The organism is Raoultella sp. T31, assembly GCF_002806725.1.
In the GTDB taxonomy this organism is placed as follows: domain Bacteria; phylum Pseudomonadota; class Gammaproteobacteria; order Enterobacterales; family Enterobacteriaceae; genus Klebsiella; species Klebsiella electrica.
In genome coordinates, this window is the sequence record NZ_PIBO01000010.1 from 1 (window position 1) to 14,701 (window position 14,701).

The window sequence follows — 14,701 nt, forward strand, 5'->3', positions numbered from 1 at the left end:
GCCTGAGCGACCACCTTTAATCGGATGGCAATTACACAGAATTATTTACAGGGTCCAAAATGGTGGGTTTGAAGCGTTCAATCATTTCAACCAGGTCGTTAGTTGCAGGCTCATCATGCGCATAGCGCAACTGCGCAGGGCTGAGGTCCTCACGTTTCTGGTTGATGAGCCCATTGATATCCATTAAGCGGATGTGCTTAACGGCTTCTTCCTCGCTCAACCCCTCTGTTGCCATCTCTTTGACAATCAGTTTGGCGATGCCCAGCCCGGCTGACCCCGCGCCGAGGAACAGAACGCGCTGATCGACCAGCTTGCCGCCGGTGATATTCAGTGCTGCGGAAATACCAGCCAGCGCGATGCTCACTGTTCCCTGAATATCATCGTTGTAGCAGAGCACCTCATCTTTATAGCGGTCGAGATAGCGAATAGCATCAGTGCCCTTCCAGTCTTCAAAATGAATGCAGCATTCCGGGAAGACTTCCTGTACCGCCTCGACAAACTCTGCGGTCAGTTCATCCAGCTTACTCGTGCTGATCGGCTCCTCATGCAAGCCGAGATACATCGGATCGTTCAGCAGTGCCTTGTTCGTGGTGCCGATGTCGAACAGCACAGGCAACAGGCATTCCGGCGGGACACCTGCGCAAGCGGTGTAAAGCTGGAGTTTGCCAATAGGAATGCCCATACCGTTGGCACCGATATCGCCCAGCCCCAGAATACGCCCACCGGTAGTGACGCAGATAAAGCGCACATCTTTTACAGGCCAGTTGCGCAATACTTCCGCGATACGCCCCTGCATATGGTGAGTAATGTACATTCCGCGGGGGCGGCGATAAATGTGGCCGAATTCCAGACAGGCATCCGCAACCACCGGATCATAAAGAACAGGGATAAAGCGTTTCGGATCCGACATAATCGTTTTATAAAACACCACCTCATTACGTTCTTCCAGATCCTGTAAATAACTGTAGCGCTCAAGATCGTTTGCTTTTTTCTCCACGTTTAACAATGCGCGTCTGACCTGCAAATCCAGCGTTTCAACATTTGATGGCAACAGCCCTTCTAAACCACAGGTACGACGTTCTGATTGGGTGAAAGCCGTGCCTTTATTCAGGCCTGGATTTTTTAATAATTCACCCCCTTTCAGGATGGAGTTCTGCAGCACAGTCATATTCAACTCTCCAAATTAAATCATTGTCTATTGATGAATGAAACGTTCATCGCACCAGTGATATTGAATTGCGCGCGCCACTATTTAATAATAATTAACTCATTGATAAATAACGATTAGATTAAATTTTCGGTGTCAGACATTCCGGTTAACCGGAAAAACACGGATATCATGTTCGGTTTTCCGAACGGAACCGCGGGAGTTAAAGTTCTATACCGCTAGTCTGCCGGGTCTTTTTTTACCGAACGACATCGGGGGGCTCAGGAGTTGTCATGCCGGATGCGCACAAAAAAACGCGGGGAAGCACGGGAAACTCATCTGGTGGACGGGTATGTTCTGGCGGTGGTGATAAGGCGAAGAAAAAGAGAGCTGGCGGTGTAAATTTACCCGGTAAAGCAAGCTCCACCGACTCCAGAAGGAATGAAAGCGGGTTACTGCTGAACGGGACATATTAAAAAGATTGCGGCGCACTTCGCAACGTAGCCCGACGACGCTGTCGGGGGCGGGATGGGCATCCAGGGGAGTTTACGCCTGCTCCATCTGCTGTATTTATAACGCCATCAGGCAGATCTGAGACTCACGTGGCAGATCAACCCGTACTGGCTGGCGTCGGGATGCGAACAGTCTGCTTTTGATGAATTAATTTTCGATGGTAAAGTAAGACTGTTTTTTTGGATGCATTTTTATAGTTAAACCTTCGGTTTTGAATGCATTGAATAATATGTCCGCATCACCCGTTGACAGGATATCCATTGATTTAGTCAGATCGCCAGCATCTGAAAAACACTCAACCAAATCAATTCCCAGGATAAAAATAGCCGGCGCTTCAGTATTGATGTCCACATGCTTAACAGCTGTCCAGCTTCGTTGTTTCAGCGTGATATCTGACCACCCCTGACATTTAAGTATCCGGATCACTCGTGTCAATCGTGAGAGTGGAGAACCCTCCTGTGGCCTGATAATACTGGTTTTCCACAGTATGTCTAAACGTTGGCCTAACTTCGCTGATGGCCCCAGATCTCTGCTAAGTTGTATAAGGTAGTCAATGTCTTTTGCAACAGTCTGAGGGAAACGTCTTTGTTTTTTAGCGGTAACAAGCCAGTTTTGCAGAAAAATATGCTCCATTAGTGGTGAGGGAGTTTTTCCATCAATACGTGACAGATGCAGCGCTATAAGCGCACACCATAAAAAACGCTCTGTATCAGCCATTTTTTGTTGATGATTTATGTCAGGCCTGGAATTATTCATAACATCTCCAGTGATTAGTCATTGAATTTATCTGATAAACCCTGTTAACAGTATAATTTCTATACCATTATCTGAAAATTAAAACATCGGCTAAGGATACATTTAATTATACCCGACACATCAGTCATGACTTCCCTTTGGCATGAGGTTTATTATGCACCAGATGCGACGTATAGCTCACAACAACCATCACGATGATGGTACTTCCCAGACAGGAAACAAAAATCAGACCAAACTGTGCTCGCAGTAAACCCGTATATTGTATAACGCCTGCGCCAATCGGAACAAATAACAATGCCATATAACGAACAAGAAGAGTACATCCCGGATTAACCCACCTTTCAGGGATTATCTGAAATGAAAGAAGAACGAACAAAATAATCAACCCCAGAATACTGCCTGGAATAGCCACTGGTAATATCGGGGCTATAAATAAACCCAGATAGAGACAAACATAAATTATGACAAATGCACGTATATATTTCATAATGATAGCAGGCATGACATATCCCTCACCGGCTCGAAGTAACCAGATTACATTTAAAAACTTACAATACCCAGAATAACGCACCTACCAGTAATGATTAAAAATAAAAACATACTCTATATATCCACAGCCAATTATACTTAATGAGTATAAAATGCATTTTCTTACGACCATCCAGATAGGCATGATTAAATATCCTGTTATACTTAATAGTATCAGTATCAATAATAATGTTGGGTTCCGACCTGACGCAAACAGTCTGCCATAGATTTTCTTCTCTCTTTACGCCAGGCACCGGGCGATAGCCCAAAGGTACGAGAAAATACGCGGGTAAACGTTTGCTGAGAATCATACCCACAAGTCAGAGCAACTTCGTAGATACAGGCATCAGTGTGGGTTAACTGCAGAACCGCAAGCTCCATTTTCCTTCTTCTGATATAACTTGCCAGGTTTTCTCCCTTGTAATGAAAAAATAACCTCTGGATATGCCATTTTGAATAGCCTGAATGAATTGAAATTTCTTCAATAGATAGCTTTCGATGTAAATTCTCATTAATCCATTCCACAATAGTGTCGATAACAGAAGCTGAAATATGCATAAATAATAACCTCTGGATTATCTATTCAGTAGCCAGGGTACGAGAAACATGACTATTTTGAAAACATACGGTGCCAGAACTGCGGTTATGATTCCGCATAGCACCAAAGCCACGGAACTAAATGCGGCTTCTTCCGCGTCAATTTCAGCACAGCGGGAAGTGCCCAACGCATGACTTGCAGAGCCCATTGAAAGTCCCCGTGCGATCTTGTGATTAATATGCACAATGTTCAGATACACATGACCAAGCACGGCCCCCAAAATACCAACCAGAATAACGCATACTGCAGTGATAGCAGGGATACCTCCAATCGCGCTACTTGCCGCCATTGCAATGGGTGTTGTCACTGATTTAGGCAGGATGGTCGCGGCCATTTGAGGCGTCGCGCCCATTTCTAAGGCGATAATGCTGCCTGAAAACATTGCTGTAAGGCTACCTATCGTGCAGATGATGATCAACGATTTCCATTTCGCACGGAGCTGAACCAGTTGCTCATAAAGAGGAAAAGCCAGTGCCACAACGGCTGGCTGCAACAGAGCGTTGAGTGAAGAAGACCCCTGGAAATAGCTCGCATAAGGAATGTGTCCAAATGCCAGGATAGCAATGATGATAATCAGCGTAATGAGAAGTGGATTGAACAAAGGGTTTTTTATTTTATTCATTGCCAGCCAGCGAGCTGAAAAGAACAGACATAAAGTTAACGGTAGAGACCAGCAGATATTAAAAATCATTTACTTTTCACCTCGCATCTACATCAACAGATTCTCACCATCGCGACTATCATGGTCATTGCTGAATACATGACTCGACTTAAAACGGGTTCGGTTAAACTCAGATACCCCATGGAATATAAGAGTCGTCCTCAGTGTTCGCAGGACGCTTCACCGTTAGTGAGAAGATGATAGAGATAATGGCTAAAACGAAGATGACCCAGAAAGTTGACTGGAAGCCACCGAAAACCGAAGCAATCACAGACCCCAGGAAAGATCCGATCCCAAAACCCAGATAAATGACGCCATAATTCTTAGTGACATTATTCAGACCAAAGAACTCAGCCACCAGGGATGGAAAAGTGGTAAGGTGACCACCAAAATTAAACGCGACACACCCCAGAGCAAAGAAGAAACTATACTCATTCAGATGGCAAAAATTAAGCAGAACCATACCCACCAGCAGGATTATCTGACCAAAGGTGACAATTCGGATGATGCGTATGCTATCGGACATTATGCCCATCACCAGACGACCGACTAAGTTGGCGACAGCCACAACAGTTACCGCGTTTGCAGCCGTCACGCCATCGAGATGGGCGATGGTTTGCGCAATATCTTTTGCCACACCAATAATGTACAATCCTCCCATCATTGCGGTTCCGAACATTAGACATAACATCCAGAATTGCGCCGTACAAACAGCTTCACGCAGAGTATATTCTTTCTGGATCGCACCACTGGCAACTTTCACATTTTGATATGGCGCATCAGTCATTAATATCCCGCCAATGATGCAAACCACCGCAGCAATAACTCCCCAGTACAGTAATGCGGTATGTAATGAGTTATTGGCAAGCAGATCCATATTAATGAATTTGAAGGCTAGTGACCCCACCCCATAACAACCGATAGATAAAGCGGAAATGAGTCCTTTACGTTCCGGGAACCAGCGAATACAGTTGGTCAGCGTAAGTAAGTAGCCAATACCGTCAGCCAGTCCTACCAGGACACCGCCAAAAATCCACAGCATTGTCAGACTATGAGCGATCCCCGTCAGCCCTAAACCCAGTAACAGTGCGATACCAGAAAATATGGTAAGCACTTTAACGCCAAATTTATCCTGTAGCCTCCCCGCAAAACTGGATGCAAAGGCCAGACAGAGACACAGGATACCAAAGGTGAAAGCAACGTTTGGAACCGTAGTGTGGAGTTGTGTTGCAAAATGACTATTAAACAAACTCCAGGTATATACCGAACCCAAAGCGAACTGGGCCAGAAGAGTGCCTGTGAAAGTCAGCCAGCGAGTAACAGGTTGAGATGCTTGCCGTAAATCTTGTTTATGGGTCATAATGATACCTGTCAATGGATTTTTATTGGCAAATGATTATTTCTTAATTCCTGTATCATTCAGATTATCCCTGGTGCAGGATGATTACTGAACGGATCAGCTCCGTGTATTAAGACGATATTGACGTGGAGTTAAATGATAATGCTGTCGAAATGACCGACAGAAGGTGGACTGCTGTCTGTAACCGAGATACATTGCGATCTCTGTGATTGAACTGTTTGTTTCTTTCAGTAAATCCCTGGCAATAACCATTTTACGCTTTCTTATATATACACCTGGAGACATACCAGTCACTCCTTTGAAACTTTTTTGAAAGTGCCATTGGGAGTATCCTGTTTTTTCTTCCAGGACCCGAAGTGTTAACTCCTCTGTTAAATTAAATTCTATCCACTCCAGTATATCCTGAATGGTTAAACGCATAAGACAGGAAGAGGATTTATCTTTCATTTAAATGCCTTAATTAATATCCATTTTTCATTAGCCAAGGCTGGCGGATTAAAAACAACAGGGCAATCATACCCTAATCCATGTATTCTAAAAGTGAATATTTAGAATACATAACATTCCATTATGGAATGTTATGTAACGGTTGCATATCCGGGGGCGAAGGAGGATATCTGGCGGGAAAACAGCGACTTCTCATGTGTGGATCGGCCAAACTCAGGCAATGTGGAATGGCTGACGGATAATGGTTCGGCTTACAGAGCCCATGAAGCGAGGGGACGCGTCCGAATGGCGGGAACTGCGCGGTCATCCGCAAAGCCACGGTATAGCTCACCACGGGAATATCACGCTCTGCCAGTCGCCGCGATTAAAAGACCTCACGCTGCACGGGCGTTGGCGGCAGATGCTCATCTCTGTCATTGGCGCCGGGCTACGGCATTGCCGTGTCATTCGCCCTGTGGCCTCTGCCCTTCGGGAACAGCGCATGCGCTATTCCCGAAGGGGGATGCTTTGCCCTGCGACGCGCATGATTTAGGGTATCTTACGCGCCACGACGATAAGATTTACCCTATCCAAAGAACGGCGCAGGCGGCAAGAAGACAGTAGCCGCCAAAAAGGTGCCACTTGTCATGTTCCAGCCAGCCCGCCAGCCAGCGAAGCGCCACTAAACCGGCGATAAAACTGAAAACCATACCCAGCAAACTCGGCAGAACGATGGAGGAAACGGTCGGTGAGACCGCCTTGAGTGCGGCGCTGGCATGGAAAGCGCGCGCCACTTCTTTGACGATAACAATGGGCGTCAGCACAACCGCCAGCGCAAAGCTGAATTCTTCTGCGGTTTTTCGGGCAACGCCGACGGATAATGCAGTAGAAATTGTCGCGCCGGAACGGGATAACCCGCGAAAAGGCAGACAAAGCCCCTGCACCATCCCCACAATGACCGACTGGATTAAAGAGAGACGCTGACTATGACTTTCTTTTATTCGCGACGAAACAATAATGAGAATGCCCGACACGACAAGCCCGCAAGCAATCAGTTTACTGTTGCTGAACAGTGATTCAATTTCGAAATCTGGCGTATTGCCAGAGAAATAAACCTTGATGATATGTTGCAGGGTTAAGCCGACGATCCCCGTCATGATGGTGGCAATAATAATGCGCAGAGCATAATGTTTAAACGCCGCGCCAGAGCTAAAATAGGTGACACGCCAGGATTTCCAGAAATGAACGATAACAGCAAACATCGTCCCGGTGTGCAGCATAACCAACAGCAATGTCATGTCTGGTGCACTTGGATTCAGCCCCAGTATTTTTTCCGCCATAATAACGTGTGCCGAGCTGGAAACAGGCAACAGCTCAGCCAGCCCCTGAATGACTGCCAAAATCAATATGTTCAAAAAGGTCATATTTTCTCCGGGTGATGGATTCCCATGTTAAATACTAAGACAAAGCATCAGGTCATGAATCCATTCAGTACCCTGCGTGAATATAATCCTTAGCGGTGACATCTTTAATAGCGATACACAGCGCCGGGTTGAAGAAAACGTTTCGTTTAACCTTCGTTTGACTTTCCCCTGGAGCCGTTGGGGCGGCGGATTTTCGCGTCTCTGTTCAGCCGTTCTTGTTCCCGGATAAAAGACCTGCCCGCTGACATATCCGGCGGTAAAGATCGGCAACAAGCGCGCGGCCTCAGGTCAGGAAACAGGACGATGGGAAAAAATGCCCCGCGCAACGGGTGGCTGAGCGACTGCGCCATCATGGTGCGAAAGTTTGCACCCTGCACACTCTTATGACCCTTAGCGGCAGATTAACGCCGTTTTATGTGCAAAGTGCCCACTTCATTATGTTGCCTGTGCCGCGATATTTTTGGCATATCTCTTGCTAAACCTCTGGTATCGCTATTCGGATAACCACTCAGAGGTTCCACAATGTCAAACAGCAATGATTTTCCACTCGTCGAAGCGCCCGCCTCCGGGCGTAAGGGCGTGTTTTCGATTTCCATGGTCCTGTTCAGCTTCACCTTTTTTACCGGCACCATGTTTGCAGGCGGCAAGCTCGGCGTCTCTTTTTCCATCGTAAACCTGCTGTGGATCGCGGTTATCGGCAACTTTCTGCTGGCCCTGTATGCCGCGTCGCTCGGCTGGATTGCCGCGCGCAGCGGGCTGAATACCGTGCTGATGGGCCGTTTTTGCTTCGGTGAAATCGGCAGCAAGCTCGCCGATTTTATTCTCGGCTTCGCCGAACTGGGCTGGTACGCCTGGGGTACGGCGACGGTCGCTATCTCGCTGGTCAAGATCCTCGCCCTGCCCGAGGCGATGACTATTGTGCTGATGATTCTGTTCGGCATCCTGTTCTGCGTCACCGCCCTGGTCGGCTACAAGGGGCTGGATGCGCTGTCCCGCGTGTCGGTGCCGCTGATGTTTATTCTGCTGGTGGTCTCTATGTATCTTGCCGCTCATCACGCCGGTGGCTGGCAGGCGATGACCCAAATCGAACCGGGCGCAACCATGACCTGGTCGGCGGCCATCACCATGGTATTCGGCACTTTCGCCAGCGGCGCGACCCAGGCGACGAACTGGACGCGGCTGGCTAACTCCAGCCGTACCGCCATCGTCGCCAGCATGAGCAGCTTCCTCGTCGGCAACGGGCTGATGATTGTTGCCGGGGCGTGGTGCGCCATCGTCTATCAGCAGGCCGATATTGTGGAGGTGCTGATTCTACAGGGGCTGTCCGTGGCGGCGGTGGTAATGCTGTGCCTCAACCTGCTGACCATTCAGGGGCCGACGATTTATAACGTCTCGGCGGCCGCCTGCCACCTGCTGCGCAGCGAACGTCGCCGCACCCTGACCGTAGTCGCCGCCGGTGTCGGCATTCTGCTGGCCATTGGCGGGATGTATGAAATGCTGATCCCTTTCCTCGTGCTGCTGGGCAGCATCATTCCGCCCATCGGCGGCGTTATCCTTGCCGACTACTGGTTTTATCGCGGCGGCCGCTATCCTCTGCTGCACACCGCCCGCCTGCCGCGTTTTAACTGGCTGGGGCTTGGCGCCTACGCCGTGGGCGCGGTGGTGGCTTACCTGTCGCCGTGGATTGCGCCACTGGTGGGCATTACCGTTTCTGCGCTGGTCTACATCGCCCTGACGCGTCTGAGCAAACGTCAGCCCGCCGCTGACTCGGTCGCGGAGCAGTAATCATGGGCCTGACGGTCAGTGAAATCCTTGCACTTGACGGGCTCTCCGCCCTGCGCCTGCGCGCGGGGCAACAGGGGCTGCAGCTGGCGGTGCGCTGGTATTACGTGGCGGAAAATGAAAATATCGCCGAATGGATCATGGGCGGGGAGCTGGTCTTTATCACCGGGATCAACCATCCCCGCGATGAAAACAACCTGATTCATTTGCTGATGGAAGGCAAACAGCGCGGGATCGCCGGGATGGTGATCCTCACCGGCGACCAATATATTCAGGCGATTCCGCCGCGCCTGATCGCGCTGGCCGACGAGCTGGGTATTCCGCTGATCGAACAGCCCTATCTGCTGAAGATGGTGATGGTGACCGAACGCATCGGCACCGCGCTGGTACGTAGCGAGAATGCCCTGCAATCACAGCGCGATATTCTGCTGCAGCTGCTGACCGGCGACTACCCCGACCTGCATATCCTGCATCAACGCGCGCTCCACCAGCAGCTGGACTTTACCCGCCCGCTGCGGGTGGCGGCGCTGCGCCTGGAGGGGATACCGCGCCTGTTTCGCCAGCTGCCGCCGGAGCAGGCCGAAACCTGGCTCCAGCAGGCTCGCCGCACCGTGCGCCAGCGCCTGCAGCAGCAGCTCAACCAGCAGGGCAATCCCTTTCCGCTGATTGAACGCAGCAATATGTTTCTCTTCCTGCTTCCGGACGAGGAAGGCGAATTTTATCAGCAGAAAAAGGGGTTAGAACAGTGGCTGCTGACCCAGGCGGAAGGCCGCGACGGGCTGTCGATGCTGTGTGGTCTGTCGGCGCCGGTGCAGCAGCTACAGGGCTATCAGCGCGCGCTGTCGCAGGCGCGCCAGGCGCTGGATCTCAGCGATAACCTGCGCCCGGCCCAGCGCATCAGCGACTATCAGCAACTGGGCTTTATCAAGCTGCTTTCCGCCGTCAGCGACCCGACTCTACTCACCGACTTTATGCATGACACCCTCGGCTGCCTGATCGAACCCGACCGCAAAAGTCCGTGGCTGTTAATGGAGACCCTGGAAACGCTGCTTCAGGAGAGCGGCAACGTGGTCAGGGCCGCCGAGCGGTTGGCTATTCACCGCAACACGCTGCATCAGCGCATCCAACGTATTGAAAAACTGACCGGCTATCCGGTCAGCCATCCGCAATTTCATCTCAACGCCTCGGTCGCCCTGGCTATCTGGCGTATGTCGCAAAACCATTTACGGGAACAACCATGAACATTATCAACGCGCGCCTGCGCCATAAAGAAGCGCTCTATACCCTGGAGCTACAGGATGGTTTGATTAAAAGCATCACCGCGCAGGACGCCGCGCGAACAGCTGACACCGGCGATATCGACGCGCGGCACAAGCTGGTTATTCCGCCGTTTGTCGAGCCGCATATCCATCTCGACGCCACCCTGACGGCGGGCGAACCGGAGTGGAATATGAGCGGCACGCTGTTCGAGGGCATCGCCCGCTGGAGCCAGCGTAAAGAGCGCGTCACGATTGAAGATACGCGCCAGCGGGCGCTGAAAACCATCGGCATGTTGCGCGATAACGGCGTGCAGCATGTGCGTACCCATATTGATGTCACCGCCCCCTCGCTGACGGCGTTGGAAGCGATGCTGATGGTGAAAAAAGAGGCGGCCCACCTTATCGATCTGCAAATCGTCGCTTTTCCGCAGGAGGGCATCGAATCCTTTCCCGGCGGACGCGACCTGATGACCCGTGCCATTGAGATGGGCGCCGACGTGGTGGGCGGTATTCCGCATTACGAAAACACCCGCGATAAGGGCGTCAGCTCGCTGGTTTTTCTGATGGATCTGGCCCAGAGCCATGGCTGCCTGGTGGATGTCCACTGCGATGAAATCGACGACCCGCAGTCGCGTTTTCTGGAGGTGCTGGCGGAAGAAGCCCGGGTACGCGGCATCGGCGCCCAGGTAACGGCCAGCCATACCTGCGCCATGGGCTCCTACGATAATGCCTACTGTTCGAAGCTGTTCCGCCTGCTCAAATCCTCAGGCATCAACTTTATCTCCTGCCCGACCGAAAGCATTCACCTGCAGGGGCGCTTCGATAGCTGGCCAAAACGCCGCGGCGTGACGCGCGTCGCAGAGCTGGATCGCGCCGGGATCAACGTCTGCTTTGCCCAGGACTCCATCCAGGATCCGTGGTATCCGCTGGGCAATGGCAACATCATGCGCATTCTCGACGCCGGACTGCATATCTGCCATATGCTGGGGTATGAAGATTTGCAGCGCTGCCTCGATCTCATTACCGAGAACAGCGCCCGGGCGCTGTGCCTGGGCGCTAACTACGGTATTGCCGAAGGGCGCCCGGCCAACCTGCTGATCCTTGATGCGGAAAACGACTATGACGCGGTACGTCGCCAGGCCAAAGTGCTGACCTCTATCCGCCACGGTGAGGTGATTATGCAACGTCAGCCGGAGCAGATTTGCTATCCGGAGTGAGGCGTCGAGTATGCCCGTTCGACGATGGAGAACGGGCCCTTCCCCCTCACCCTTTGCCCAGTTTTGACAGCATCTCCGGGCGCATAAACTTATGGATGACCAGCATAAACAGCAGCGATGGCACCAGCAGAATCAGGGCGGTAATGGACGACACCTGATAGTTCCCCGACATACTGGCGTTGTACAGCAGCAGCGGCAGCGTGCTGATGTCCGGTGCGCCGACGAAAAACGTGCCGGTAAATTCATCCAGCGATTCGAGGAAAACAAAAATACTGGCGGCAATAATGCCCGGCGAGGCCTGCGGCAGCACAATATGCCAGAAGGTGTAAATCGGCCCGGCGCCGAGGTTACGTGACGCCCTCGCCAGCAACGGATCCACGGCGGAAAAGGCCGCCACGCAAATCCATACCGAGTACATCAGGCCGTGCATGCTATGCACCAGCACCACGCCCGCTACCGTCCCGTTTAACCCCCACTGATAGAAAAGCCGGGCGATATTCATGTACACCGTCAGGTTCGGAAACGCCTGCGGAATCAAAAACAGCAGCATGAACAGCACCCGCAGCGGCATCCCTCGCCGTGAAAGCGCATAACCTGCCGGCACCGAAATCACCAGACACACCCCCACCGCCAGCACCGCAATCAGCACGCTGGTGAGGAGTGAACCGGAAACATCGCTGTAGGGACTGAACACCTGATACCAGTATTTCAGCCCCCACTGGCTGGGCAGCGCATGGGGGAAAAACCAGCTCTCCGCCACCGTCCAGATGAGTAAGTTCAGCAGCGGGCCAAACATCGCCAACAGCATAAACACCAACAGCAGCGTCTGCAGCGGCAGACTGGCGCTCAGTTTTCGCCGCCCTTTCGCCAGCCACGTCTCCGGTAAAGTCATACTGACCTCTTTCATAAATCGCCCCCCTTCTGTTGCAGGCTATGGCGCAGGTAGAACCACGACAGCGCGCTGCATATCAGCAGTGATACCACGCCCAGCGCATTGGCCACCGCGTAGTCGCCGTAAGAGTTGACGCGAAACGCCATGTCCACGGTCATCATCGTCGGCGTGCCGACACCGATCATCAGCGGCACGGAAAGCACCGACATCATGGTCACGGTCGAGAGCACCAGCGCCACGCCGATAGCAGGCAGCACCTGCGGCAGAATAACGTCGAACAGAATACGCACGCGCGAAGCCCCAAGATTGCGAGCGGCCAGGATCTGCGACTGCTCCAGCGCCGCCATCGCGCCGCAGATAAGCAGCGTGGCGAACGCCAGTTGTTTCCAGACAAAGGTAATGATGATCCCTTTCCAGCCCAGCCAGGAGACGGTCTCCATCGGCGTAAACAGATCGGTTGCCACCAGCGCATTGTTCATCAGGCCGTTTTTAGCGAGGAAGGTCCGCATCATCTGCGCGGCGACAATAAAAGGGATAAACAGCGGCAGACGGTACAAGAACCCCAGCATGCGCACAATCGGCCGACAGGGTGACAATGTGATCACCGCCGAGAGGGTGATCGAAATCGCGGCCAGCAGCGCCACGGAGATCAGCACAATCACCACCGTAAAGGCGATATCGCTGGAATAGAGAGCATAGACCTTAGCGAAATGGCCCAGGGTCAACTGCCGCGCATCGTTGGTAAACGCGGCAATCAGCGAGAACCCCAGCGGGTACAAAAAGAGCACGGCGATCATCAGCGCGGCAGGCGCGACCAGTAACAGATATTTCAACGAACGGCGCATAGCAAACCTGACATCAGAACAAAAAACGCTCAGGGCGACGTCATGTCGCGCCTGAACATTGACGGTATACCCTCAATAATTCCCGCTGCAGGCTGGCGGTGAACGAGTGTAGCCAACGCGCCTGCAGCGTGAAGTATGACGGGTATAATTAGTTGGCGACCTGGCTTTCGTAGCCTTCTTTTATGTCGTCAAAGTAAGGGGCGATCGGGAAGCTTTTGCCGTAGTCCGCCAGCGCTTTCGGGGAGATTTCCGCGAACAGCTTCTGCCAGGTCGCCGGATCCAGCTTCGGCTTCACGTACTCCGCATTGATCCCAGGGTACCAGTTAAACTGTTTCACGATCCCCTGCGCCTGCACGTCCGGGCTGGTTGCCAGCTCGATAAATTCACGCGCCAGCTGTGAGTTTGCCGCCTTCGCCGGGATCACGTAGTACATCGGCTGTCCCGGCATCCCCGGCGACAGCAGAGCCAGTTTGATAGACGGCGGCAGCTTGCCCTGATCTTTCCAGCTGTAGAACATATCCACCCACACCGGCCCCATGGTGATCTCGCCGCGGCTGAGCATATCGAGCGTACCGGCATTGCCTGGCGTGAAGGTCACATTCTTATTAAAGGCCTTCAGCTTCTCGTAGGCCTGGCTCCAGTTTTTCTCCACGCCTTTGTCGTAAGGCAGCGCAGACAGACGCCGGGCGTCCGTGCCGTAGGCGTACATCCAGCCCACCACAAAGCTCACGCCGGACATGCCGTTTTTGATGCCGTTATAGCCGAAAGCCTGCGGGTTTTTCTGCGCCCAGCTCACCAGTTCATCGTAAGACGCCGGGGGCGTTTTGATGGCTTCGCTGTTCCATGCGATAGCGGTCTGGCTTAAGAACATCGGCATCACGTAGCCGTCGACGTTCACGCCGAGGGCATTTTTGGCGCTATCGGCGCTCACCATGCTGCCAGTGCTAATCTGCTGGCGGTATTTCTCCAGCAGCCCCTTTTCCACCAGTTCGCCACCGGCTTTCTGATGAACGACCGCCACATCAATATCCCAGGTCTTCGCGCCACTCTCTTTTTGCGCGCTCAGTTTCTCGATGATTTTATTTGAGCCGGCATCGCCGGGACCGGTCCCCACCACCTGCACTTTTACGCCCGGATGCGCCGCTTCAAACTTCGGCCCCAGCCAGGTTTTCACGTAATCCACCATATTCTGATCGCCTGCGGTGGCAACGTTCAGGATGGTGTCGGCCTGCGCGCCGTAGCTCAGAAACAATGCAGTCACTACCGCAGCTTTCGTTTTAGTCAACATGGTCT

14 protein-coding genes are annotated in these 14,701 nt (G+C 52.3%); 3 read left to right on the plus strand and 11 right to left on the minus strand.

From position 1 onward, the window contains the following. Window positions 1-31: 31 nt before the first annotated feature. The 8 genes from maeA to CWM52_RS09345 form a co-directional block, all read right to left on the minus strand. The gene (gene maeA / locus CWM52_RS09310) at window positions 32-1,168 is read right to left on the minus strand and encodes an oxaloacetate-decarboxylating malate dehydrogenase (RefSeq protein ID WP_100683845.1); all 1,137 of its coding nucleotides are present in this window, start codon (window positions 1,166-1,168) and stop codon (window positions 32-34) included. A gap of 639 nt (window positions 1,169-1,807) precedes the next feature. Continuing rightward, window positions 1,808-2,416: a DUF2913 family protein gene (locus tag CWM52_RS09315; RefSeq protein ID WP_100683846.1), complete on the minus strand. Its 609-nt coding sequence runs from the start codon at window positions 2,414-2,416 to the stop codon at window positions 1,808-1,810. Window positions 2,417-2,540: 124 nt separating this feature from the next. Beyond that, a complete protein-coding gene (locus tag CWM52_RS09320) occupies window positions 2,541-2,918 on the minus strand; it encodes a CidA/LrgA family protein (protein ID WP_100683847.1) in 378 nt (125 codons plus the stop codon). A 206-nt stretch (window positions 2,919-3,124) separates the two neighbouring features. Next, window positions 3,125-3,502: a helix-turn-helix domain-containing protein gene (locus CWM52_RS09325; RefSeq protein WP_100683848.1), complete on the minus strand. Its 378-nt coding sequence runs from the start codon at window positions 3,500-3,502 to the stop codon at window positions 3,125-3,127. A gap of 17 nt (window positions 3,503-3,519) precedes the next feature. After that, window positions 3,520-4,233: a CidB/LrgB family autolysis modulator gene (locus CWM52_RS09330; RefSeq protein ID WP_100683849.1), complete on the minus strand. Its 714-nt coding sequence runs from the start codon at window positions 4,231-4,233 to the stop codon at window positions 3,520-3,522. Window positions 4,234-4,333: 100 nt separating this feature from the next. Further along, window positions 4,334-5,563, minus strand: coding sequence for an MFS transporter (locus tag CWM52_RS09335; RefSeq protein ID WP_100683850.1), 1,230 nt, complete (start codon window positions 5,561-5,563; stop codon window positions 4,334-4,336). A gap of 96 nt (window positions 5,564-5,659) precedes the next feature. Beyond that, window positions 5,660-6,010: a helix-turn-helix transcriptional regulator gene (locus tag CWM52_RS09340; protein ID WP_100683851.1), complete on the minus strand. Its 351-nt coding sequence runs from the start codon at window positions 6,008-6,010 to the stop codon at window positions 5,660-5,662. 560 nt (window positions 6,011-6,570) lie between these two features. Next, window positions 6,571-7,413 carry an undecaprenyl-diphosphate phosphatase gene (locus CWM52_RS09345; protein WP_100683852.1) on the minus strand — a complete coding sequence of 281 codons (843 nt, stop codon included), beginning with the start codon at window positions 7,411-7,413 and terminating at the stop codon, window positions 6,571-6,573. A gap of 522 nt (window positions 7,414-7,935) precedes the next feature. Here CWM52_RS09345 and codB point away from each other — a divergent pair. Genes codB through codA form a run of 3 tightly spaced genes read left to right on the plus strand, consistent with a single transcriptional unit; the run spans window position 7,936 to window position 11,671 of the window. Then, window positions 7,936-9,198, plus strand: a complete 1,263-nt coding sequence (gene codB / locus CWM52_RS09350) for a cytosine permease (RefSeq protein WP_100683853.1) — start codon at window positions 7,936-7,938, stop codon at window positions 9,196-9,198. A 2-nt stretch (window positions 9,199-9,200) separates the two neighbouring features. Beyond that, window positions 9,201-10,436, plus strand: coding sequence for a PucR family transcriptional regulator (locus tag CWM52_RS09355; RefSeq protein WP_100683854.1), 1,236 nt, complete (start codon window positions 9,201-9,203; stop codon window positions 10,434-10,436). Next, window positions 10,433-11,671 (plus strand): cytosine deaminase, encoded by a 1,239-nt coding sequence (gene codA / locus CWM52_RS09360; RefSeq protein ID WP_100683855.1) that lies wholly within the window; start codon window positions 10,433-10,435, stop codon window positions 11,669-11,671. The genes CWM52_RS09355 and codA overlap by 4 nt, the downstream gene beginning before the upstream one ends. 46 nt (window positions 11,672-11,717) lie before the next feature. Here the strand turns inward: codA and CWM52_RS09365 are convergent, their stop codons facing one another. From CWM52_RS09365 to CWM52_RS09375, 3 genes are all read right to left on the minus strand, one after another. After that, complete coding sequence (locus CWM52_RS09365) at window positions 11,718-12,578, minus strand: ABC transporter permease (RefSeq protein ID WP_165785365.1); 861 nt, start codon at window positions 12,576-12,578, stop codon at window positions 11,718-11,720. After that, a complete protein-coding gene (locus tag CWM52_RS09370) occupies window positions 12,575-13,408 on the minus strand; it encodes an ABC transporter permease (RefSeq protein WP_100683856.1) in 834 nt (277 codons plus the stop codon). Before CWM52_RS09370 ends, CWM52_RS09365 begins: the two co-directional genes overlap by 4 nt. Before the next feature lie 148 nt (window positions 13,409-13,556). After that, a complete protein-coding gene (locus tag CWM52_RS09375) occupies window positions 13,557-14,696 on the minus strand; it encodes an extracellular solute-binding protein (protein WP_100683857.1) in 1,140 nt (379 codons plus the stop codon). Between the last annotated feature and the right edge of the window lie 5 nt (window positions 14,697-14,701).